Raw genomic sequence first — 22,936 nt, 5'->3', positions numbered from 1 at the left:
AAGTTGCTCAACAAATCAGGGCATGGTACAAAATTTGAGCATTACCCCTTCATTTGCAGGAAGCCCGGTTTAATTTTAAAAAAGCACTAAATTGTTTGCGATTGGTATTTGCTTTCATTCATGTTAGATATTTAGCTTATTTTTAGGCAGCTGTTAGAGCCGGGGAAAAGCAGGTTGGATCAAGTATTTTTTATTATTTTAAAGTTGCTAAAGTCAAAACCATATTATCTGTTAGGTATATCGCTGGTACTCCTGTTAGCAGCTGTTATACTTTCCATTGGATTTGTAAACAGACAACAGCCGGAGGAGGCCAACGTACGTGAAATCCAAAATAATCTTGCCTCAGAGATCACCAGCCTGCAAAAACAGGTGGTGCCAATACTCGAGATACTGGAACGGGACGAAAATATTGAATTTTCGGATGTTCAGCCCACTCCCTATGCCTTCTATATTTTCAAAAACGGGCGGATGGTTTACTGGTCAGATTACCGTTTTGTACCCGACTACCGATACCTGAAAGGTGATTATACATTGAAACTGATAAGAACCCTGAGAAAAGATTTCCTGTCCAGAAGGTGGGCTATTAACAACAGCGACTTTGAAGTATTTGGGATCATTCCGTTGCACAATGACTATAAGATAGACAACAACTATGTGCAGTCGGGATACAACAGGAGCATCTTTCCAGCTCAGGACCTGACCATTTATGATTTAAAGCACAAGGAAGGAAGCGAAGTATGCATTAATGGCACCGAGTGTTTATTTAAAGTTGAATTTCACGAAGGTCATGTACAAAAGAACCTGGCAGTGAACATGGCTACATTGGTGCTGTATTGCTTTGGAGGTATACTTCTGCTTGTTTTTGTGATAAGCAGAGCCCGTAGAATGGCCAAAGGAAACATAGAATACAGCTTACTGTTTGTCGGAGGCTCACTACTGACGATAAGGTTACTGATGCTTATTTTTAATTTTCCAGACGCACTGGTACAAACTTCGCTTTTTGATTCAAGGCATTTTGCATCATCCTCATTCAACCCTTCATTCGGAGACCTTTTTCTGAATATTAGCTGTCTTTTGGTAGTATCTGTACTCTTATTCAGGCATTATCATCGTTCGCTTTTTGTAAGATATATTCTTCAGGCACCGGAAATAGTCAGGCGAATAACCGCAATTGTACTGGGCGGTCTGCTGTTTCTGACCTTTCATTACCAATATCTCATATTTCAAACTATCTATCACAATTCGCAGATCACATACGACATCAACCAGACTATACGATTTGACGGAAACAGGGTGATGGGGTTTGTGATATTTATCACCAATACCGCTATTGCATTTTTGCTATTTCACGTCCTTTTCAGGCTATTGCAGGTCATAAGCAAGGGCAAACGGTTTGCTATATATAACGTTTTTGCCGGAATGCTGGCCTTTGGAGTGGTTAACTGGCTAATTGGCCAGCAATTTCTGCCTGCGGTGATCGTGGCAACGTTATTCTTTGCTATTCTTATCATTACCAGGCTGCCCAAATATATCTCGAGGTTAAGATATAATACCTTTCTCTACCTCTTTTCAGGCATACTTGCATCTTCATTAATTGGTACCATTGCCATATATGAATTCGAACATGAGCGAGAACACGATCGCAAGCTTAAATTTGCCAACCAGTTTTTAATAGAGAATGATAACCTGGCCGAATTCCTGCTTTCCGAGGCCAATGATAAGATCAGAGAAGACGTGTTTATCCAAAGCCGGATGTCAAGCCCTTTTCTTTCCAAGGATATTGTAAGGTCAAAGATCAGGCAGGTATATCTTAGTAACTACTTTGATAAATATGATGTACAAATCTACCTGTACAATGCCAATGGGCAGCCCTTCGAAAGTAGCTCAGGCAGCCTGATGCCCAGTGAGATCAAGAAGTTTAATGTAGAAGAGTATAAAACGCCATACGATGGTATTTACTTCATCAACAGACTTGGACTGAAAGCGTCTAAACGATACCTGGACTTTATAGAAGTTAAAAAGCGTGGCATACTCGTGGGCTATGTGATACTTGACCTGAACCTTAAGCGGATAATTCCTGACAATGTCTACCCTGAACTGCTTGTTGACAACAGGTTCCTGTTTCCATATCAGAATTCAAATTACAGCTACGCCGTCTTCATTGATGGCGATATTAACTACCATTCAGGTGACTATAACTACATTGTAGACTTTAATAAAGAGTACCTTACTATTCCTCAGCTTTTTGGAGGCGGTATCAAAGCGGCAGGTTACCGGCATTTGGCTGTGAAAGACCAAAAAGGAAGAATTGTAGTGATCAGCTCCAATAACCATCCATACTCTGATCTGGTTTCAAATTTCTCTTTTCTCTTTCTCATCCAGGTATTTATTATACTGCTGATGGCTGGAGGCTATGCATTTTATTTCAATTTTCAGAATACCAGCCTCAACTACTCAGCCAAAATACAACTATATCTTAATGTAGCGTTTTTTCTGCCATTGTTTGCTGTAAGTATTACTACCCTTAGCCTTATCAACTCCTCTTTTAAAAAGGAAGTTAATGAAGAGTATTACCGTAAGGCAGAGAGCATAAGCAACAATATAGGTGATGATCTCGACCAGTTCATGCGGAGTGTTGATGTTGACCGGGAAGATCTGCCGAATCAGCTGTCCGAAGTTTCCAAATTTGCAGGTGTTGATGTCAATTTATTTAGTATCAGAGGTAAACTGCTGGCTTCCAGTCAGCCAATGATCTATGAGAATAACCTGCTTTCCAGGTTTGTAAACCCTGTAGCCTACGCCAAAATAAAGGAGCAGGGGCATAATGCCTACGTAACCCGTGAGTCTGTGGGTAAGCTCCAGTACAACACCACCTTTTATGGTGTAAAATCCTTCGATACAGGTGAGTTGATAGGCATGGTGAGCATCCCTTTCTTTCAGTCTGAATATGCCCTTGAACAAAATCAGATTGAGGTGCTAACCAATGTGATCAATATATTCACCATTATCTTTATAGTGTTTTTGATGATTTCATACCTGGCAGCAAAATGGTTGACTTTCCCACTGGTTTTCATTACTCAGAAACTAAAAAAAACCACCCTCACGGCTTTCAATGAGCCCCTGGTATGGCACGCCGACGATGAAATAGGCCTCATGGTGGGAGAGTACAACCGGATGTTGGTAAAGCTTGAAGAAAGTAAGAAGGCACTGGCCAGAAGCGAGAAAGAATCCGCATGGAGGGAAATTGCCCAGCAAGTGGCTCATGAGATAAAAAACCCACTTACACCCATGAAGCTCACACTGCAGCATCTGAGCAGGAGGCTGAAGGGCAAACATGATGATGATGAACTGGAAAAGCCGATCAATAGTTTATTACAGCAAGTGGATACACTTAATGACATAGCATCTTCATTTAGCTCTTTTGCGAAAATGCCTATCCCGGAACATGAACCGTACGAATTTAGCGCAGTGCTTAAGAATACAATTAACCTTCATCGAAGTACGGAGAACGTTACCATTCGCCTGAATATGCCGGATTACCCGGTGTACACAATAGGTGATGAACAACTGATGGGGCGCATCATCTCCAATATTATTATCAATGCCATACAAGCTAAGGAAGGGGAGGTACTGACTATCGAGGTAATATTGAGTGAAATGAAGACGATGAAATTGTTATTGGAAATAAAAGACAACGGCCCGGGCATTGATGAGTCAATTTACAGTAAAATATTTATACCCAACTTCAGCACGAAAGAGACCGGGTCAGGCATTGGTCTGGCAATCGCCAAACATGGTGTGGAACATGCCGGCGGAAAAATCTGGTTTGAGACCGAGCTGGAAAAAGGTACCTCGTTTTTTATCGAATTGCCAACTGTTAGCTAGGTGTTGAGGCCAATTATCATATTGGTTACCCTTTGTTGCATTAGTTTACCTGCCTTAAGCCAGGAAACCGGAATGAAATGCAAATGGGTCAAACATTTTGGCGCCCCCTTACAGTTAGATAGCCTTTCCCTTATTCCCAATACGCTCAAAATACAGCATTCCGATAGCAGTGCATTTTCGGTTGAGCACAATATGAGTCGTGGCGAAATAACCATCAATACACAATTGCCCGTAGACTCAGTTCTGGTATGCTATCAGGTTTTTCCGTTTAGTTTTCACCGGCAATATTATCATAGAAGCCTTGAAGTATACGATTCCGGCGCTTATTTCAAAGACCCGGTCCGGGAAGAAGACCAGCTGCTGAAAAGAGAAGAGCTGTTTGCCATTGAAGGATTAAATAAAAGCGGGAGCATTAGCCGGGGTATCTCCTTTGGTAATAATCAGGATGTGTTTGTCAATTCAACACTTAACCTGAACCTGGAAGGAAAGCTGACCGATGACCTGAACATCAGGGCTGCCATTACAGATCAGAATGTGCCCTTCCAGCCTGAGGGGAATACTCAGCAGTTGCAGGATTTTGATAATGTTTTTATCCAGGTTTATAATGACAACTTCTCTGTAACAGGCGGCGATGTGGTGCTGAAAAGTAAGCCATCATATTTTATGAAATATTATAAAAACGCGCAGGGCGGGCTGGCAGAAGTGAATTATAACCTTACAGACAGCATGCAGGCCACTACATCACTAGGCATCTCCGTAGCTAAGGGGCGGTTTGCGTCCGTATTGGTGCCTGCACTGGAAGGCGTACTCGGTCCATACAGGATACCTGGCCCCAATAACGAGAGCTTTGTCATTATACTGGCCAATTCCGAGCGGGTATTTCTCGATGGCAAACAATTGGAGCGTGGGTTTAACAACGACTACGTTATTGATTATAACAGTGGTGAGATCACCTTTACCAACCAGGTGTTGATCACCCAGTTTTCGAGGATCAGGATAGATTACGAATATTCCGACCAGAATTACAGTCGTACCATATCAGCAGCAAGCCACTATCAGGAGATGGGCAGGCTGAGCCTTTTTGTAAACGCTTATAGCGAAAAAGATAACCGCAACCGGCCTTTGTTACTGGATCTGTCAAATGAAGATAAATTGTTGCTCAGTACCGTTGGCGATGAACTTGAGCGGGCTGTGATATCCTCTGCAGATAGTGTGGAATACAGCAATGAGCTTATCCTGTATGAGAAAGCGGATACTACCGACCTTGACGGAGTTACCAGGGAGGTATACCGGTACAGTACCGATCCGGAGAAGGCCATGTATAAAGTCACTTTTTCTAATGTTGGTATAGGGAATGGCAACTACATGCAGGCACAAACCACTGCCAACGGAAGGGTGTTTGAATGGGTATCTCCTATCAATGGTATACCTCAGGGGCAATATGAACCCGTAATAAAAATACCTGCTCCCAACAAAAAGCAACTTATCAATATTGGTGGAGAATATAAGATCAACAAATTTGAGCGGGTATTTTCTGAAATAGCCTTCTCCGATCAGGATGTGAACCTCTTTTCTGAGCTCGACAGTAATGATGATAAGGGGTTCGCGATCAAATCGGGCGTTATTTCTGAGGGAAGGCCTGCCGGTTTTTTGCCTGATTACAAATGGACCTTATATGGTGACTTTGAGTTTGATGAAAAGCATTTCAATCCCATTGACAGATTCAGGTACATTGAATACGACAGAGATTGGGGCTACGACCCTGGCACGGACAGGCGGAGGGCAGATGACCGGATAGTTAATGCAGGTGTATCTCTCAGAAAGAATACTGATAACGGAGCGTCTTATGATGTCAGCTACCGGAACCGTCCCGGACAGGTTGATGGTTTTCAACATCGGGCCGGGTTTGATAAAAATGTGGGAAAATTTTTTATAAAGACATCTTTATTCAGACTGGATACCGAGCAGGATTCGATTGCTGAAACCTGGACAAGGTATTCAGCGGATATATCTTACAGATCAAAGTGGGTAGTGCCCGGCTATGTGCGTCAGATAGATAAAAACAGGGTAGAGGCTCAACTTTCTGATTCCGTTGTGAGGTCAGCCATGTATTTTGAAGAACACGCCTTTTATATCAGAAACGGGAAGGAGGCACCTGTTGATTTTGAGCTCAGGCACAGCATCCGGGAAGACAAAAAGCCACTGGAGGGAGTAATGGCAGAGTATTCAAATTCGAACACTAGCCAGCTTACCGCAGGAAAAGACCTTGGCAAACATAAAATTAATGTGCTGTTTACCTATAGAAATCTGGAAAACCTGCTGCTGGATGAAAATGAAGAAACCGTATCCGGCCGGCTTGACTGGCAAAGTACCTGGCTCGACAGGCACATCAGGTCGGACCTTACCTATACCATATCAAATAGCAGGGAGCCCAAACGCGAATTTGTATATATCAAAGTACCCCCGGGTGAAGGTACACACACCTGGCGAGACCTGAATGAAGATGGCGTGCAGGATCTTAATGAGTTTTTCGAAGCAATCAATCCCGATGAACGGAACTATGCAAAAATATTCATCCCTACCAATGAATTCGTAACGGCATTTCAAAACCTGTTCATCTGTAGGGTTACACTGGAAATGCCCAGGGCATGGAGAAAAGAAAAGGGCTTAAAGAAATTTTTAAGCAGCTTTTCCAACAACACCTCATGGTCGGCCGATGTAAAAACCACGGATAGAGACCTGGATACAAGGCTTTTGGCATTTGCCAAAGGTACAGGTGAAGACGACCTGCTGTCCGAGAAAAACATTCTGCGTTCAACATTATTCTATAACCGCACCAGCCCTAAATATGGTGCTGAAGCTGGTTATCTGAACTCAGGCCTTAAACAGCTTTTACAAGGCGGATTTGAGTCCAGAGATATTAAAGAATATACCTTTGGAGTCAGGGTTAACCTTTCAAGGGTTTACAGCTTAAATATCAAAACATCTGCGGCCACCAAAGCCGTGAATTCAGATTTTCTGGAAGGCAGGAACTACCTGATAGATTCGAGGAAAATAAGCCCTGAAATAGCCTGGCAGCCCAAAGGTAATATCCGCATCTCCGCTCAATACGGATATGAAAGCAAAGAAAATAGCCATTCTTCAGAGTCAGGAGAAAGGGCATATCTCAGCGAGTATATTTTTGACATTAAACTAAATAAAGCTGTTAAAAGCACCTTTAACGCCCGGCTGCGATATGTGGAGATCGACTTTCAGGGTGAGGAGAATAGCCCGATTGGCTATGACCTGCTTAATGCCCTACGGCCGGGGAAGAATATCTCCTGGGGGATCAACTGGCAACGGAAAATAACTTCCGGCCTGCAATTAAACCTGAGCTACGATGGCCGTAAATCAGAAGATATAGATGTTATACATATTGGTCGTGTGCAGGTAAGCGCGCTGTTTTAAAGCTACCTTTTTAAGGGACCATAAATTATTTTATTTCCTCATACAACCATTTGGTCACCTCAAACCACTAACTTATATCACCTATCGATATAATTAAATGCATTCGGAAAAAGAACTTGCTGATCAGTTTTTAAAAAACAGGAGTGAGGAGGCATTCAGAGAGCTCTACCGTCAGAAAACACCCGGCCTCTTTCGGCTGGCGCTCCACCTGTGCCGGCAAGATCAGTACCTGGCTGAAGAAGCGATACAGGAAATGTGGATCATAGGGGTAAAGAAGCTGAAGGATTTTCAATGGCGTTCGTCACTGCAGACCTGGCTCACCGGTATTCTGATCAATGTGGTAAGAGCATATCAAAAAAGGCATATGAAACAGCAGGGTGATCTGGAAGAAAGCCTAAAAGCGAAAGAGAGTGTAGTGCTGCCCACAATATTTACCTCCTATGATCTGAGAGAAGCCATAGGCCGTTTGCCGGATGGTTACCAGCAAGTGATCATCCTGCATGATATAGAAGGATATACACACAAGGAAATAGGCCAGATGCTAGATGTCAATGAAGGGACCAGCAAAAGCCAGCTATTTTATGCGCGCAAAGCCGTGCGCACATATTTAAGTGAAAAGCACATTAAACCATATCAGTCATGAATAACCACGAACAACTAACACCTGCTGAGCAAGAGGCATTTGAGGCCTTAAAGCAGCCTGTTCAGCCGGATATTCAATTGGAAGACCGAGTTGTGAACGCGCTGAAAAAGGAGAAGCTTATAAGCACAAACTCAGTATGGAAAGGGTGGACGTTGAAAATAGCAGCCTCCATAACACTGCTTGCTGCGGGAATCATAATAGGAAAAATAATATATTCACCCATGGAAACACAATCACAATTCAACTACATGCTGGTACTTTATGAAGATAACCGTTTTACGCCGTCGGACCCTGAAGAAATGTTTATGGAATATTCAAAATGGATGACAGGTATTCAGGAGCAGGGAGTGACCATAGACGGGCAGGAAATGAAACCATCTTCACTGTTTCTCGAGCCTGATGGCAGCCAGGTTACTACCGATAGCAAACGTCGGGTAGGCGGGTATTTTGTAATCAACGCCGGTTCGCTGGATCAGGCTATGAAAATAGCCAGGGATAGTCCTCATCTTAAATATGGAGGGAGTATAGAAGTTAAAGAATTTATGATCAGATAAACATATTAAAATGAAACAGTTAATTGTAATTACCTTTCTGCTGTGCTTCTGCATGGAGCCCGGCATAGCACAGTCGGGTGAAGCCGGCGAAAAACCTTCCATACCCATCGAAAAGCTGGAGTGGCTTAAAGGATACTGGCTGGGAGATGGTTTTGGTGGTGTGTCAGAAGAAGTATGGACTCATGCAGCAGATAATACCATGATGGGGATGTATCGTCATATTAAAGACGGGAAAGTTACTTTTTATGAATTCATGCACCTGACCCCCGAAGGTATGAAACTAAAGCACTTCAATCCGGACCTGACCGCCTGGGAAGATAAAGAAGATTTCGTACGATTCCCTTTAATAGAAGTCACCGAAGATAAAATCATCTTCAAGGGTCTCGAAATATGGAAGAAATCAGAAGACGAAATGGAAATGTCGCTCCGGCTCAACCGCAATGGAAAAATTGAAACAGAAGTGTTTCACTTCAAACGATCGGCTCTATGAATTTTATCAATAACCTTAAAAAACTCTTTTCCTTCAGAGCCCTTCTTTCCTGTAGTGTTATTTGATGAGGATTACGCGTTTTCAAGGCAGTGTGGGCTGAACCTTAAATATGCTTCAACTTCTGCATTACCTTATTGGCAAACACGAAATCGTCAAATTCCTTCACGCCGGTATTCATCAGGTCGTTTTTATTTCCTTCCCAAAGCTTTTTACCCTTATAGAGAAACATAATGTTTTCGCCGATTCCCAGCACCGAATTCATGTCATGTGTTACAACAATGGTGGTGATGTTATATTCTTCGGTAATCTCCAGGATAAGATCATCGATAAGGATCGAAGTTTGAGGGTCCAGGCCTGAGTTAGGCTCATCACAAAACAGGTAGTGGGAATTGTTGACAATAGCCCGCGCAATACCTACACGCTTTTTCATTCCACCACTGATTTCCGATGGCATTTTGTTATTTTGTCCGGCCAGTCCCACACGTTCCAGGCAAAAATTTACCCGGTCCGTTTTTTCGCCTTTTGGCATTTTAGTAAGTACATCGAGAGGGAACATTACATTTTGCTCTACAGTTTTAGAATCAAACAGGGCACCTCCCTGAAAAAGCATACCAATCTCACGCCTGACCTCGGTTTTGACATCACGGTTGGCACGAGTGAACTCCTTGTCATCGAAATAAACCAGACCTTCATCAGGCGGGATAAGGCCCACGATACATTTTAAAAGTACACTTTTGCCAGTACCACTGGACCCGATGATCAGGTTGGGTTTACCTTTCTCAAACGTGCCACTGATACCCCTCAGGATTTGTTTGTCTCCAAATGATTTATGTATGTTCTCTATTCGTATCATTTTATAAAAGCAATTGGGCTAATAAATAATCGGCAAGCAGGATGGCAATTACACTTTGAGTAACTGCGGAAGTACTTGCACGGCCCACTTCCAGTGCCCCCCCGGTAGTATAATAACCTTTAAATGAGGATATGGAAGCTACAAGAAAAGCAAAAACAAAAGATTTGATCAGTGCAAACGTCACTGTATATTCATTAAAATCAAACCGGATACCGTAAACATATTGCGTTGGTGTAATGACACCGGTAAGTAATCCTGCCAGGTAACCCCCAACAATAGAGAGCAGCCCTGCAATGATCACCAGCATAGGGTACATTAGCAAAGAACCCAGTATTTTGGGCAGTACCAGGTATGATGCAGAGTTAATACCCATTACCTGTAGTGCATCAATTTGCTCCGAGATGCGCATGGTACCCAGCCCGCTGGCCATGCTTGAGCCCACTTTTCCTGCATAGATCACGGCTATAATGGTCGGGGCCAGTTCCAGTATCGTCATGTCCCTTACCACGAGTGATATTACATAATTAGGGATCAGCGGACTTACCAGGTTGTAGGCCGTTTGAATGGTAGTAACTGCTCCTATAAAAAAGGCCACTAGTGCTACCAGAAAAATGGAACCAATTCCGATGGATACGCATTCATCAATGGTTAGCTTGAAGTAGGTTTTGAAACTTTCCCGGTTAACGAAAAGAGATCCTAAAAAAATAAAATACTTGCCTATGGTTTCCATTAATTCTCTAAAAGATTATCGCGTTCAGGCTTTAAATTTCTACCTTTAATCCACTCCTTACAAAAAGATAGTAATATTATGATTAATGGTTTGGCTTTAAAAATGTTTTCATAAAAAAAACAAATTGTACAAATAGAAAATGAGTAGACTAGTAGTAATTACAGGTGGTACAAAAGGCATAGGAAGAGCGCTGGTAGATATTTTTTCTGAAAATGATTTTGATATCATTGTTTGCTCCCGCAACCTCGACGATCTCAATGTTCTGAGAGATGAAGTGCAGGAGAAATATGGCAATAAAGTTCATATTATGAGAACCGACATGGCTGATAAGTCAGAAGTCGATTACTTTATAAAATTTATACATGCCCAGGAAGGGAAAGTTGAGGTTTTGATCAATAATGCAGGACTTTTTATTCCCGGCAAGATCCATAAAGAAGATGATGGTGTGCTCGAGCAAATGATCGAAACCAACCTGTACAGTGCTTATTATATGATTAGAGGCCTGATAAAAAAAATGAAAAAGGCCGGATCCGGTCATATATTTAATATGTGTTCAACGGCGTCATTTGTGCCTTATGTCAATGGCGGATCATACTGCATATCCAAATTTGCCATGTTGGGAATGTCAAAAGTATTGCGGGAAGAAATGAAGGAGCATGGAGTAAGGGTGACCGCAGTGATGCCCGGTGCTACTTATACGGCAAGCTGGGAAGGTGCGGACCTGCCGGAAGACAGGTTCATGAAGTCCGGTGATGTAGCGGCAGCCATTTGGAATGCCTTTAAAATGTCTGACCGAACGGTGATAGAAGAAATTATAATGCGCCCTCAGTTGGGCGATATTTAGCAGTGCACAATGTACAGTGCTTAGTTCGTAGCTGTTGAAAAGGGTGAAACCTTTGTGGTGTGCGCCATCGTTAAACCGGTAGATGTTGGTGATCGGTAAACAGAAAGCGATAAACCAAGAACAGTATATTGAAAAACAGTAGATGGTAAACTGAGAACGGTGAACTGTAAACTGAAAAAAAACTAACTTTGCAGAAACAGATCAGCAGGAAAGAAGTGAATACAGAAATAATAAGGACCAGACAATATTGTAACAGCCTTACTTCATATTCGAGAAGGAAAACCCGCGTGGTAGATATTGGTGGAATACCATTGGGAGGTGACTATCCGATCCGTGTGCAGTCCATGACTACGGTAGATACCATGGATACCTTAGGTTCGGTAGAGCAGGTCATACGCATGGTAGATGCCGGTTGTGAATATGTGAGAATAACCGCACCAAGTATTAAGGAGGCCCAAAACCTGGAAGAGATCAAAAAGGAATTGCGAAGGAGAGGGTATAATGTTCCGTTGATCGCAGATATTCACTTCACCCCCAATGCTGCAGAGCTTGCAGCCAGAATTGTCGAAAAGGTAAGGATAAACCCCGGTAATTACGCCGATAAGAAGAAATTTGAACAGATAGAATATACCGACGAGTCGTATAACGCCGAACTGGACAGAATAAGAGAGAAATTCACGCCTTTAGTCAAAATATGTAAAGAGTATGGTACCGCCATGCGCATAGGTACCAATCACGGTTCTTTGTCAGACCGGATCATGAGCCGTTATGGAGATACACCGCTGGGTATGGTTGAGTCTGCACTTGAATTTCTCAGGATCTGCAATGACCTGGACTATCACGATATCGTACTGTCTATGAAAGCCAGCAATACCCAGGTTATGGTGCAGGCTTACAGGCTTTTGGTCAACAAACTGGATGAGGAAGGACTACAGCCTTACCCGCTGCACCTGGGAGTTACCGAAGCTGGAGAAGGTGAAGACGGGCGTATCAAAAGTGCTGTAGGCATAGGTGTATTGCTTGAAGATGGCCTGGGAGATACTGTACGGGTTTCTTTGACAGAAGAACCTGAGCTGGAAGCACCGGTTGCCAAAACTATGGTAGACCGGTATAATAACCGCGCCGGGCATAAATCAATTGAACCTGTAAATGAAAATCCGGTTGACCCTTTTAGTTACAGCAGGAGATACACACACGAAGTTGCCAATGTGGGCGGACAAAACGTGCCTCGGGTAATTGCCGATATCAGCAAATTGGATACAGATGATTACAAGGATCTGAAAGGCATTGGCCATTTCTACCTTCCCGAGCCCGATAAATGGAGGATGAATGACCTTGGAGCTGACTATGTCTACTCCGGCAATAGCCCGGTACAATTTATGTTGCCCAACGGATTAAAGGAAATTCTGGATTATAAAATATGGGCGGAAGCTTCCGATAAGGTCAATAAAGTTCCGATGCTGACCGTTGATGAGTATTTAAGCAATAATTTAAAGCATAACGAAATCAACTTCATAAGATTGGAGTTAGAGGATCTTGATGAAGGGCTACTATCTTCGCTGATAGCAGACCATACAGTAGTTATAGTGTTGGAAACACATAATGAACACGGAATGGCTGAGCAAAGAAGGGCTTTCTTTAAGTTGATCAATGCGAAAGCGGATATACCTGTAATTATAAAAAGAAGCTACCCCGCACTTTCTGATGACCAGCTACAGATATACGCAGCAACTGACGTGGGTGGGCTTTTGATCGACGGACTTGGTGACGGGGTAATGCTGGGAACTGAAAATGCAGGAAAGGGCAGAAGTAAGGAACAGCTGTTGAACCTTATAGAAAACTATAATAACACCGGCTTTGGTATTTTGCAGGCGGCAAGGACCCGGATGACCAAAACGGAATATATTTCGTGTCCTTCATGCGGAAGGACGCTGTTTGACCTGCAGGAAACCACTGCCATGATCCGTAAGAGAACCGATCACCTCAAAGGAGTTAAAATCGGTATTATGGGATGTATTGTAAATGGCCCGGGTGAAATGGCCGATGCCGATTATGGATATGTTGGATCAGGAAAAGGGAAAATCACATTATACAAGGGGCAGGAAGTAGTGAAAAGGGGAGTGCCTTCGGAAAGAGCGGTAGACGAACTTATAGAGATCATTCGTGAGGGCGGAGACTGGTTAGAAAAAGAAGAAGCATAAAAGCTTATAATCATGAATAACGACAGCAAAATGAGAGAAGATAGCCACAAAAATTCATTGAAAGACTATTTTGCATTAGGTGAAGTATTTGGGTACTTTTTTAGAAAAAAAGACCCTTCAAGGCCGTCCAGTGTTAACCTGAAAATGATGCACGGAATCAACAAGATATCTATGATCATATTTCTAATCGCCATAATAGTTTTAATCGCCAGACATTTGTTTTAATGGATATAGAAACATTTCGAGATATTTGTATTAATAAAGCCGGTGTTACTGAGGAGTTTCCATTCGATAATCAAACGCTGGTGTTCAAGGTAATGAACAAGATGTTCGCCCTGGCAGATGTTGACCTGTTCGAAAGTGCCAACCTGAAGTGTGACCCTGAAAGAGCCGTACAGCTTAGGGAGCAGTATGCCGGCATTAAGCCCGGGTATCATATGAACAAAAAACACTGGAATACGGTAATGGCGGATGGAAGTGTCCCGGACCCTTTAATTGTCGAACTTATCAATCATTCTTACGATCTGGTGGTAGCCGGGTTGTCCAGAAAATTGAGAGATGAACTGGAGATGTACAACAATACTACTAAATTGTAAGCGTTAGACTATTTTCGCCTTTTTCTCTTTAACTTATGATTTTTTCAATCTACCTTTGAAGTTTGGTAAGAACTATGCTTAAATGGCTTATAATCATGGATTTTAATATGGTTAGGAGCCTGTTTGATTTTTTTGCATGATAAAAATATATCACCTCATAGCTGGCATTATCCTCTTTGGCGCCATTCAGGCTTGTACTGAAAGAGCGATCTGTCCTGCTTATCAGAGTGCCTTTATTCATGATAAAGAGGTGCTTGAGAGGCATTTTAGCTATTTCGGTGAAGACTCCATGCCGAAAGTAATGGAGGCCAGTAAAGACAAATTCCTGATCATTGAGCCCATGTCTTACCGCAAGAAGCTCAGAAGTCTGCAGACCATCCCTATGGAAGATGTCTACCCGCAGGAAGACGATTCCCTCGCTTTTGAAGATGAGTTTTATCTTGCAGAACGGGAAGGATATGACTCAACGGCGGTTATAGCTGTAGATACCCTCGAGGCTACAGCTGCAGATAGCGTATACATGATCTCTCTTAAAAAGGAGAAGTTTAACATTGATCAGGAGTTATACCTATGGTATCTCCGCGAGTATCTCGTATATCCGGACGTTGCCCTCAGCAAGCAGCAGGCTGCCGAGGCAAGTGCACTTGAAGCCCAAAAGGGGAAAAAGAAAAAAGGATTCTTTGGCTTCTTTAAAAACCTCTTTAGTAAAAAAGATAAGTCTGATAATACTAATTTTGATGTAGAAACATCGGCAACAGAGCTGAATCAGGAGGAACCTAAAGAAAAGAAAGGCCCTTTTGGTTTCCTGAAAAAGAATAAGGATAAGAAAAAGAATAAAGCACCGAAGGAAGAAGACGAAGATGCTCAACCTACATCAGCACCGCCATCGAATGAGGATGAGGATGACGGTGAAGATGATTTCTGATGTATTCTGTAATCTATAAAAACGAGAACATAAAGGCTCATTCCTGATTGCTAACCCTCCCTTATTTTATCGACGACACCTACGTCTCGCAAAGCATTGTGAATAGTGAAATTTAATAGATCGGCTGCAAACGTTTTCAGGCAATTTGCGTTATATAAATATGAATTTTAAAGCTTAAGAGATGTTTAAAAAACTGCTTTTTGCACTGTTTTTAATTTTCATATCCCCACTCGATAGTATGGCTCAGGAGCGATTAAAAGGACCGAGGGCTAAAAACCTTAAAGCCTGGGAAATGGAGCCTGCTATTGCATCTACGGTTTCAGAAAACAGACCCGAGAATACCGGACCTAAGGCTAAGAATAAAAAAGTATGGGAGACCAAGGGCTCTGAGGAAAAACAACATATTACTATAGAAGTTGCTGTTGAAAAAGATCAACTATACGGTGTCAAAGCTAAGAACACCAAGCCATGGCAGGATAATAGCATCGGCAGTCAGCATAAGATTCCGCGTTTTATTGCTCCGGTATTGATTCTTCTTATTTTAGGGCTATAACCTCGTTAGTGTAATAACAGGTCATTTATAATCGGGAATATTCACGCCCAGTATAATATCTCTGCGGGCAACCCACATGTCTCCCTGTTTTTCTAAGGTAAGCAGCCCCGAACCTGCTCTGGGAGAAGAGCTCAGGTCACTCTTCTTCAATAACGGATCATCTTTGAAATGATAAGTGTCTATATAATACTCATTCAGGCCGGGTTCCTTAATGGTAGGATGGATGTGTGCTGCAGCAGTACCGCCGGGATATGACCCAGGCTTGAAGGTATAAAAAGTATACTTTCCGTCATCACCGGTTTTGACCCAACCGCGAATGTATCCGTGCCTTTTTGCCCAACCTTTTTCATCCCCGCGGGTGGGGTAAATACCGGCTTCGTTGGTATGGTAGACATATAATATCACGTCTTTGGCGGGTGTTTCTCCATCATTTTGATAAATGATACCCGTGATTTTAATTTTGTTGTCATGCTGATCAAAATCAGGGAGGGTATCGATGGAAGTTAATACACGGCTTCCATATTCATAAATGGCCTCACAGCCTTCACATGGCCCGCCTATATGGCGTGCAGATTGTTTCGTCCGGGTTTCTTCAGAAGGGTTACTTTGCTGTGCGTTACAGGCTGCGATACATGGAACAGCCAGTACAAGAAGAAGTAATTTTTTCATAGGTCCATTAGCTTATTGATCTAAGATCAATTTAGTTAAAAGACAGTAAAATTTCCAGGTAGTATGTAGTGAGCAAGCTGTTGTTTGACCCTCATAGAAGCCTAACTATCAGGGGTGCTAAAAGCATTTTTTGATAAGCTTTTCATCGATTTCGCCTTGTTTCATACCGAGCTCCACAGCTTTATGAACATCATTACATGCTTTTTGTTTTTTATTGGTTTGTAAGTAAACCAATGCCCGGAAATAATAACCGAGATAATATTTTGGTAAACCTTCCAAACCTTTGTTCAGGTCTTCCAGGGCTTGTTCAGGATTATTAGAGAGGTAATGGCTATAACCCCGGTTGATATAAGTGTACGATTCTTCGGGAAGAATATGAAGGGCCTTATCAAACGCTTCAATGGCTGAATCATATTGAGCTGCCTGAAAGTGGCTCAACCCTTTATTGCGCCAGGCTTCGGCATTGTCAGGGTTTAATTGAAGTACTTTATTCCAATCTTTTAAAGCTTCCGGCCATTGCCGCAGCTCGCTGTAAAGCACTGCTCTTCTGAAATATATCTCTTCATTGGCTGAGTCAAGGGCAACAAAGCTATTATATTGCGCAATGGCTTCAGGGTAATTTTCTTTTTGTGTATAGATGAGGCCGGAATAAAGATAAGGCCATTTGAGGTCACTTTCCTTTTCCTGGGCAATCTGATAATAATAAAGGGCACTGTCTGTATTTTGCACCTTATAGTGTACATTGGCGAGGTTAAAATATGGTTTGTAGCTGGCCGGGTCAAGGTTTCTGGCCTGATGCAAAAGTTTCAGAGCATCATGTAGCAGTCCGATTTCAAGGTAGGTAAGTGCCAAATCGGTGAGCGTCTGGCTAGTGACCTTAAGCTCAAGCGCCTTTCTGAATTCCTCAATCGCATCCTGTCTTCTCAATTGCCTTGCGCGTACTACACCTTTAAGATGGTGAATGTCAGCCTGATCACTTTTATACCTGTCAAGCTTGTTTTGGGCTTCTGCAAGTTCACGCTGAGTCAGCTGTTTACCCTGGATTTTTTCCCGGATCTGGATTTGATAATTATCGTTAATATCCAGGGCAACATTCGTGAATTGAATAGCTGTATGATAATCCTTACGTTGCTCATAGATCTCGGCAAGTCGCATGGCAGCAGTAAAACTTTGCGGATAAACCAGCAATACTTTCCTGAAATGCTCAGCGGCCATAATGGTATCCCCTTTTAGCAGGGTTTCTTCGGCTTTTAAAAGAAGCTCAGTTTTACTTTGAGCAGAGGAGGCTAAAGGTATGGCAAGCACAAAGAGTATGTATAAATATTGTTTTGCAATAGATTTCATAAGCAAATGTTTATAAGCGCCAACCATGGAAATCGAGACCCAGTCAAATATAAAAAGCCTAATCAAAAAGTGAATAATTACCAAATTGATCGGCAGGAGCCATGGGTTTGATGAGCGTGGCACCCTCATTATTGATGTCGCCGATTCTGGGAGAAACGGAGTAACTTCCCATTTGGTCCGATGGGTATGGAGCCAGCAACTCCAGTAACTGCTCCTCCGGGGTATTGCTGTCAAGCCAAAGCCTTTCTGCTTCCGGGGTCAGCACTGCAGGCATTCTGTTATTCACTTCAGAAACAATACTATTGGCCGGTGTAGTGATGATCTTGAAAGTATGAACAACATTCTCCTCATCATCCTCAAATTCTTCCCAGATCCCGGCAAAAGAAACTGTCTGGTCATTGCCAAAAATAAAGCGGTAGGGTACTTTTCCTTTTTTAGAGATCCTTTTCCAATCATAAAAACCATCAGCAGGCACTATGCAGCGGCTTTGCAAAAGTGCTTTATGAGAAGAGACTTTTTCAGTAAGGGTTTCTTTTTCAGCCAATATCAGTTTTGAACTAATAGTCTTGTTTTTAGAACGTTCAGGAATCTGTCCCCAGTAGAAGAAAGATAAACCCTTGCTGTCTTGAGTTACAATGGGTAACACCTGGGTAGGGGCTGCATTATACCGAGGCTCATATCTTTCCGTAACATCAATTTTGAACCTTTTACTGAGTGTATCCGCGTCAGCCGTTATAGTATATCTGTCTCCCATACTACGAATGTAGCAAAATTCTCTTTTAGAGGCAGGCTGTTCCGCTAATTTTGGATAAGTGCGGCCGCATAATATTACTGCCTAAAAACTGTAATTGTAAATTTAAGCCCCGGGCGGATTACCTTTCTATAAAATTCAAAGCCCGTTTTTCTGACCAATAAAGGCCTTCTTTGTTAAATTCGGTAAAGCCAACATGACCTCCGCGCTCCGGGATTTCGAAAACTATGTGCTTATGACCTTTTAACTGAGCTTCAGGGTAGCATTCCTGCGAGAGAAAAGGGTCGTTTTTGGCATTAACTATTAACGTCGGAGTGCTTATATCATCCAAAAAATTTATAGAGCTACAAGCACTATAATAATCAATAGCATCTTTAAATCCATGCAAGGGAGCTGTATAGTTATCGTCAAAATCTTTGAGGGTCCTGATTTTTTTTAACTTCTCTGTCTCAAGTACATCGGGCATCATTGCAGCTTTGGATATGATCTTCTCCTTCAGGTTGTTTAAAAACCTTCTTGAGTACACAAAGTTGGAGGTTTCAGAAATTTTAACACAGCTTGTATACAGGTCAAGAGGGACCGAAAACGTTACTGCTTTTTTAATTTGAGGTAAGATGTTTGCCCCATGTTCGCCAATATACTTTAGCGTAAGGTTTCCTCCGAGACTAAAGCCTATAAGATATATCTTTTTATAACCCTTGGTCAGTGCATGTTCTACCACGAGATGAAGATCGTCAGTGGCGCCGCTATGGTAGAATCTGAGCTGTTTGTTGATTTCGTCGCTGCAGCCTCTGAAATTCCAGGCAAGAATATCGTAGCCTCTATTTGAAAAGGCACGAGCCATACCTTTAATATAGGGTCTTGTAGAGTTTCCTTCCAGGCCATGTGATATAACTACCAGTTTATCCGAACCATTTTGAACCCAGTCCAGGTCGAGAAAGTCATCATCAGGTGTGTGGATCCGTTCTCTCTTATAAGTTACGTTCCTGATTTTTCGAAAAAGAGCAGGGAGTATGGTTTCAAGGTGGGCAGAGAAATATATAAAAGGCGCTTCGTATTGCATTTTTAACTGTATTGTTACTTTTGAGTTACCGGATCATTAATTTCATCAGCCAAAATTTCCCGCTAATCATTTTTTCCTGAATCTTGGAAACCATTTAAATATTATGTCGTCTGTAGACTAAGTATTAAAAAAACTCAATTAAATTCAACAAAACATTGGCACCAACAAATCTAATCAAATTTCTATTGATACTGCCATTAGCATGGCTTAGTCAATACAGTCTGGCTCAACAAAAGCATACCATTAACGGATATGCCAAAGATGCTGAAAATGGAGAAGAGCTTATCGGGGTTACAGTCTATGTCAACGAATTGAAGGTAGGGACGGCTACAAATGTTTACGGGTTTTATGCGTTAAGCCTGCCCCCTGGAGATTACACCCTCATTTTTAGTTCCGTGGGATACCAAACCGTAACAAGGCAAATCAGCCTGTCAAAAAGTGAAACCTTTAATGTAGAGCTTCCTGTGGAGGTAACATCTCTGGACGAAATCGTGATTTCTGACGACCCTATTGATGCCAACGTAACGGACATCAAAATGAGCCGCAATGAATTAGATATAAAACAGGTTAAGAAATTACCAGCTTTATTCGGAGAGCCTGATATTATTAAAACCATCCAGATGATGCCAGGTGTAATTACTGCAGGAGAAGGCACATCCAGCTTTTTTGTGAGAGGGGGTAGTGCAGACCAGAATCTCATTCTTATTGATGAAGCGCCTGTTTATGACCCTTCTCACCTTTTTGGGTTATTCTCAGTTTTTAATGCAGACGTAATCAAGGATTCCGAGCTGTACAAAGGAGGTATTCCTGCAAGGTACGGAGGCAGGCTGTCTTCTATTCTTGAAGTAAGGACAAAGGACGGAAACAATAAAAGAATAGGTGGAGCAGCAGGTATCGGTACACTTGCCAGCAGGATTATGCTGGAGGGTCCTATAAGAAAAGAGAAGAGCTCCTTCATCATTTCGGGCAGACGTTCTTATGCAGACTTGTTTCTTAAGGCTGCAGGAGAGGAAAATCTGGTGCACTTCTACGATGTGAATGCCAAGGTCAACTGGAAGCATAATAACAACAACAGATTCTTTGCCGCCCTGTACCTGGGAAGAGATGTATTTAACTTTGACGATACTTTTGGTTTTGACTGGGGAAACACAACGGGTACTTTCAGGTGGAACCATCTTTTTAATGATCGCTTGTTTTCAAACACATCACTTATAGCCAGTAACTTTGATTATGCATTGGAGTTTGATGATGATGTTCAGGGGTTTTCCTGGACCTCTAACCTGCAGGAGTTTTCTTTTAAGGAAGACCTTAACTACTTTATCAATACGCGAAATCAACTGGAGTTTGGTTATCATCTGACCTACCGAAGATTTTCTCCCGGCAAAATATCACCAACTTCCGAATCATCGATCTTTGACTCGCAGAAGATCCAGAATGACTACGCTCTTGACCACTCGCTCTACCTGGGGAATGAACAACGGTTAAGCGACAGGCTTACGCTTTCGTATGGGGCAAGGCTTTCAATATTCCAGAATGTTGGGAAATCTGATGTTTACATTTATGAAGATCCTCAGGATAACATAGATATCGTACATGTTGATACCTTACACTATGATCACCTGGAGAACATTAAAACCTATGTGAATATAGAACCCCGGTTTGCGGCCAGATATATGATCAATCCGCAAAGTTCTGTTAAATTGTCTTATAACCGAATGGTACAGAATACCCATTTGATATCAAGTGGCACGGTACCTATTCCATTTAATACCTGGAGCCCCAGTAACTATTACCTCAAGCCCCAGTTAGCCGATCAGGTAGCGGTAGGTTACTTCAGAAATTTCAAGGATAATATGCTGGAGTTTTCAGTGGAGGCATATTACAAGGACATTGACAACGTAACCGATTTTGCGGATAATGCCCAGCTTTTCTTTAATAAGGATCTGCCCACAGAGTATCGTCAGGGAGACTCGTGGTCATACGGACTGGAGCTGATGCTACAGAAGAAGGAAGGAAGGTTTACAGGGTTTGCCAGTTATACTTGGTCAAAAACCGAGCGTAAGATTGATGGAGTAAACCTTAGCAAGCCATTTCTGGCCAATTATGACAGAAGACATGTGTTCAACATAGTTGGTACCTATGATCTTAATGAGAAATGGTCATTCGGCGGAAGTTTCACCTATAGCACAGGAAGGCCTATTACAGTACCGGCCGGGAGGTATCAATACGGAGATGTTTACCAGGTGGATTACATCAGTGAAAGAAATGGTTACTTACTCCCCGATTTTCACAGACTGGATCTTTCTGCAACCCTCACGCCAGGAAAAAACAAAGACAGGAAGTGGAAGGGTAGCTGGGTATTCTCACTGTATAATGCTTACAGCAGGAAAAATGCATTTACTATTTATACGCGCTTGCAGCAGGATGATGAAGGAAATATTATCAACGGAAATGTGAAAGAAGCCCGAATGATATCCCTGTTCCCTGTGCTGCCTTCAGTAACCTATAACATTCAATTTTAAAAATGATGAATAAAAATATACTATACTTATTGATCCTGATGATGATAACAGTTCTGGCAGGCTGCGAAGAGACAGTTACGCTGGAGTCTGAGCAGGTGCAGCCTAAAGTAGTGATAGAGGGATTGGTCACCAATGAGAAAAGACAACATTTTGTGAAAGTGTCGCGTTCGGCAGAGTTCTACTCTTCAGGAGATTTTACAGGTGTTACGGATGCTGTAATTACAGTGGAAGATGATCAGGGCAACGTTTATAATTACGAGCACAATCCATCGGGTGCAGAAAACGGGGATGGGTATTATCTCTCCGAAGATGTGTATGAGGGCCAGATAGGTAGTACATATAAACTTACGGTAACCATCGGTTCGGAAGTGTACACAGCTTCTGATATGATCAAACCTGTAACAGCCATTGATTCACTGGAAATTTCATTGAATGAAGATGAGTATGAAGACCCCGAAGATGAAGGCTACTACTATGAAGTGTTGTTTTATGCCAAGGAACCTCAGGAAACGGAAGATTACTATCTCTTTAAGTTCTACCGGAACGACTCCCTGTTTTTAGATACAGAAACAGATATCTACTATGCTGATGATGAACTGCTGGGAGAAAATATTGATGGTATCCCTACCGCAGGATTCTATAAGCAAGGAGATAAAGCCAGAGTGGAGATGTACAGTATTTCCCGTCAGGGGTACATTTATTATAACGACCTGTATACCCTCCTTACCAGTGATGGAGGTATGTTTAGTCCGCCACCGGCAAATCCCAGAACCAACCTTACCAATGATGCTCTGGGGTATTTTCAGGCCAGTGCGGTCGTTAGTGATACTATAGTGGTCGAATAGGGGGTTCGGCCAGACCCAAAC

At 42.3% G+C, this 22,936-nt stretch carries 19 protein-coding genes; 13 read left to right on the top strand and 6 right to left on the bottom strand.

The genetic code is table 11. The annotated features are described in order from the left end of the window. Positions 1–204 precede the first annotated feature (204 nt). The 5 genes from LVD17_RS27520 to LVD17_RS27500 all read left to right on the top strand — a co-directional run bounded on the left by LVD17_RS27520 (position 205) and on the right by LVD17_RS27500 (position 9,019). Positions 205–3,885, top strand: a complete 3,681-nt coding sequence (locus LVD17_RS27520; RefSeq protein WP_233763544.1) for a sensor histidine kinase — start codon at positions 205–207, stop codon at positions 3,883–3,885. 72 nt (positions 3,886–3,957) lie between these two features. Beyond that, positions 3,958–7,332 carry a DUF8818 domain-containing protein gene (locus LVD17_RS27515; protein ID WP_233763542.1) on the top strand — a complete coding sequence of 1,125 codons (3,375 nt, stop codon included), beginning with the start codon at positions 3,958–3,960 and terminating at the stop codon, positions 7,330–7,332. A gap of 97 nt (positions 7,333–7,429) precedes the next feature. After that, positions 7,430–7,975 (top strand): RNA polymerase sigma factor, encoded by a 546-nt coding sequence (locus LVD17_RS27510; RefSeq protein WP_233763540.1) that lies wholly within the window; start codon positions 7,430–7,432, stop codon positions 7,973–7,975. After that, entirely contained in the window at positions 7,972–8,529 is a 558-nt protein-coding gene (locus tag LVD17_RS27505; protein ID WP_233763538.1) for a YciI family protein, read from the top strand. Before LVD17_RS27510 ends, LVD17_RS27505 begins: the two co-directional genes overlap by 4 nt. A gap of 10 nt (positions 8,530–8,539) precedes the next feature. Beyond that, positions 8,540–9,019, top strand: coding sequence for a DUF6265 family protein (locus LVD17_RS27500; protein ID WP_233763536.1), 480 nt, complete (start codon positions 8,540–8,542; stop codon positions 9,017–9,019). Positions 9,020–9,122: 103 nt separating this feature from the next. Here the strand turns inward: LVD17_RS27500 and LVD17_RS27495 are convergent, their stop codons facing one another. Together LVD17_RS27495 and LVD17_RS27490 are read right to left on the bottom strand one after the other, a co-directional pair. Then, positions 9,123–9,872 carry an ABC transporter ATP-binding protein gene (locus LVD17_RS27495; RefSeq protein WP_233763533.1) on the bottom strand — a complete coding sequence of 250 codons (750 nt, stop codon included), beginning with the start codon at positions 9,870–9,872 and terminating at the stop codon, positions 9,123–9,125. A gap of 1 nt (position 9,873) precedes the next feature. Then, positions 9,874–10,602, bottom strand: a complete 729-nt coding sequence (locus LVD17_RS27490; protein WP_233763531.1) for an MlaE family ABC transporter permease — start codon at positions 10,600–10,602, stop codon at positions 9,874–9,876. Positions 10,603–10,741: 139 nt separating this feature from the next. Here LVD17_RS27490 and LVD17_RS27485 point away from each other — a divergent pair, with 139 nt between their 5' ends. From LVD17_RS27485 to LVD17_RS27460, 6 genes are all read left to right on the top strand, one after another. Continuing rightward, on the top strand, positions 10,742–11,446 hold the full coding sequence (locus LVD17_RS27485) for an SDR family oxidoreductase (protein WP_233763530.1): 705 nt from the start codon (positions 10,742–10,744) through the stop codon (positions 11,444–11,446). A 188-nt stretch (positions 11,447–11,634) separates the two neighbouring features. Then, positions 11,635–13,647: a (E)-4-hydroxy-3-methylbut-2-enyl-diphosphate synthase gene (gene ispG / locus LVD17_RS27480; RefSeq protein WP_370688782.1), complete on the top strand. Its 2,013-nt coding sequence runs from the start codon at positions 11,635–11,637 to the stop codon at positions 13,645–13,647. Positions 13,648–13,659: 12 nt separating this feature from the next. Beyond that, on the top strand, positions 13,660–13,872 hold the full coding sequence (locus LVD17_RS27475; RefSeq protein ID WP_306415970.1) for a DUF6728 family protein: 213 nt from the start codon (positions 13,660–13,662) through the stop codon (positions 13,870–13,872). Beyond that, positions 13,872–14,243, top strand: coding sequence for an MmcQ/YjbR family DNA-binding protein (locus tag LVD17_RS27470; protein WP_233763528.1), 372 nt, complete (start codon positions 13,872–13,874; stop codon positions 14,241–14,243). The genes LVD17_RS27475 and LVD17_RS27470 overlap by 1 nt, the downstream gene beginning before the upstream one ends. A gap of 136 nt (positions 14,244–14,379) precedes the next feature. After that, positions 14,380–15,168: a hypothetical protein gene (locus tag LVD17_RS27465; protein ID WP_233763526.1), complete on the top strand. Its 789-nt coding sequence runs from the start codon at positions 14,380–14,382 to the stop codon at positions 15,166–15,168. A 181-nt stretch (positions 15,169–15,349) separates the two neighbouring features. Then, positions 15,350–15,721 (top strand): hypothetical protein, encoded by a 372-nt coding sequence (locus tag LVD17_RS27460; protein ID WP_233763524.1) that lies wholly within the window; start codon positions 15,350–15,352, stop codon positions 15,719–15,721. Between the two features lie 21 nt (positions 15,722–15,742). On the opposite strand, the gene LVD17_RS27455 is transcribed toward LVD17_RS27460, so the two are convergent. The 4 genes from LVD17_RS27455 to LVD17_RS27440 form a co-directional block, all read right to left on the bottom strand. After that, positions 15,743–16,390: an intradiol ring-cleavage dioxygenase gene (locus LVD17_RS27455; RefSeq protein ID WP_233763522.1), complete on the bottom strand. Its 648-nt coding sequence runs from the start codon at positions 16,388–16,390 to the stop codon at positions 15,743–15,745. A gap of 117 nt (positions 16,391–16,507) precedes the next feature. Then, positions 16,508–17,734 (bottom strand): tetratricopeptide repeat protein, encoded by a 1,227-nt coding sequence (locus LVD17_RS27450; protein WP_233763519.1) that lies wholly within the window; start codon positions 17,732–17,734, stop codon positions 16,508–16,510. 58 nt (positions 17,735–17,792) lie between these two features. Beyond that, entirely contained in the window at positions 17,793–18,488 is a 696-nt protein-coding gene (locus LVD17_RS27445) for an SOS response-associated peptidase (protein ID WP_233763516.1), read from the bottom strand. Between the two features lie 118 nt (positions 18,489–18,606). Then, a complete protein-coding gene (locus tag LVD17_RS27440) occupies positions 18,607–19,548 on the bottom strand; it encodes a YheT family hydrolase (RefSeq protein WP_233763514.1) in 942 nt (313 codons plus the stop codon). Between the two features lie 185 nt (positions 19,549–19,733). On the opposite strand from LVD17_RS27440, the gene LVD17_RS27435 reads away from it, so the two are divergent. Both LVD17_RS27435 and LVD17_RS27430 read left to right on the top strand, forming a co-directional pair. Continuing rightward, positions 19,734–22,070 carry a TonB-dependent receptor gene (locus tag LVD17_RS27435; RefSeq protein WP_233763512.1) on the top strand — a complete coding sequence of 779 codons (2,337 nt, stop codon included), beginning with the start codon at positions 19,734–19,736 and terminating at the stop codon, positions 22,068–22,070. A gap of 2 nt (positions 22,071–22,072) precedes the next feature. Next, positions 22,073–22,915, top strand: coding sequence for a DUF4249 domain-containing protein (locus LVD17_RS27430; RefSeq protein ID WP_233763510.1), 843 nt, complete (start codon positions 22,073–22,075; stop codon positions 22,913–22,915). The last annotated feature ends 21 nt before the right edge of the window (positions 22,916–22,936 follow it).

Source organism: Fulvivirga ulvae (assembly GCF_021389975.1).
GTDB lineage: Bacteria > Bacteroidota > Bacteroidia > Cytophagales > Cyclobacteriaceae > Fulvivirga > Fulvivirga ulvae.
This window is presented reverse-complemented; position numbering and strand designations above follow the sequence as displayed.

What these genes read in the sequence shown, in the direction of transcription:
- LVD17_RS27515 (WP_233763542.1), top strand. Translation starts at nt 3,958, where the DNA reads ATGAAATGCAAATGGGTCAAACATTTTGGCGCCCCCTTACAGTTAGAT.
- LVD17_RS27510 (WP_233763540.1), top strand. Translation starts at nt 7,430, where the DNA reads ATGCATTCGGAAAAAGAACTTGCTGATCAGTTTTTAAAAAACAGGAGT.
- LVD17_RS27505 (WP_233763538.1), top strand. Translation starts at nt 7,972, where the DNA reads ATGAATAACCACGAACAACTAACACCTGCTGAGCAAGAGGCATTTGAG.
- LVD17_RS27500 (WP_233763536.1), top strand. Translation starts at nt 8,540, where the DNA reads ATGAAACAGTTAATTGTAATTACCTTTCTGCTGTGCTTCTGCATGGAG.
- LVD17_RS27495 (WP_233763533.1), bottom strand. Translation starts at nt 9,872, where the DNA reads ATGATACGAATAGAGAACATACATAAATCATTTGGAGACAAACAAATC.
- LVD17_RS27490 (WP_233763531.1), bottom strand. Translation starts at nt 10,602, where the DNA reads ATGGAAACCATAGGCAAGTATTTTATTTTTTTAGGATCTCTTTTCGTT.
- LVD17_RS27485 (WP_233763530.1), top strand. Translation starts at nt 10,742, where the DNA reads ATGAGTAGACTAGTAGTAATTACAGGTGGTACAAAAGGCATAGGAAGA.
- LVD17_RS27475 (WP_306415970.1), top strand. Translation starts at nt 13,660, where the DNA reads ATGAATAACGACAGCAAAATGAGAGAAGATAGCCACAAAAATTCATTG.
- LVD17_RS27470 (WP_233763528.1), top strand. Translation starts at nt 13,872, where the DNA reads ATGGATATAGAAACATTTCGAGATATTTGTATTAATAAAGCCGGTGTT.
- LVD17_RS27465 (WP_233763526.1), top strand. Translation starts at nt 14,380, where the DNA reads ATGATAAAAATATATCACCTCATAGCTGGCATTATCCTCTTTGGCGCC.
- LVD17_RS27460 (WP_233763524.1), top strand. Translation starts at nt 15,350, where the DNA reads ATGTTTAAAAAACTGCTTTTTGCACTGTTTTTAATTTTCATATCCCCA.
- LVD17_RS27455 (WP_233763522.1), bottom strand. Translation starts at nt 16,390, where the DNA reads ATGAAAAAATTACTTCTTCTTGTACTGGCTGTTCCATGTATCGCAGCC.
- LVD17_RS27450 (WP_233763519.1), bottom strand. Translation starts at nt 17,734, where the DNA reads ATGAAATCTATTGCAAAACAATATTTATACATACTCTTTGTGCTTGCC.
- LVD17_RS27445 (WP_233763516.1), bottom strand. Translation starts at nt 18,488, where the DNA reads ATGGGAGACAGATATACTATAACGGCTGACGCGGATACACTCAGTAAA.
- LVD17_RS27440 (WP_233763514.1), bottom strand. Translation starts at nt 19,548, where the DNA reads ATGCAATACGAAGCGCCTTTTATATATTTCTCTGCCCACCTTGAAACC.
- LVD17_RS27430 (WP_233763510.1), top strand. Translation starts at nt 22,073, where the DNA reads ATGATGAATAAAAATATACTATACTTATTGATCCTGATGATGATAACA.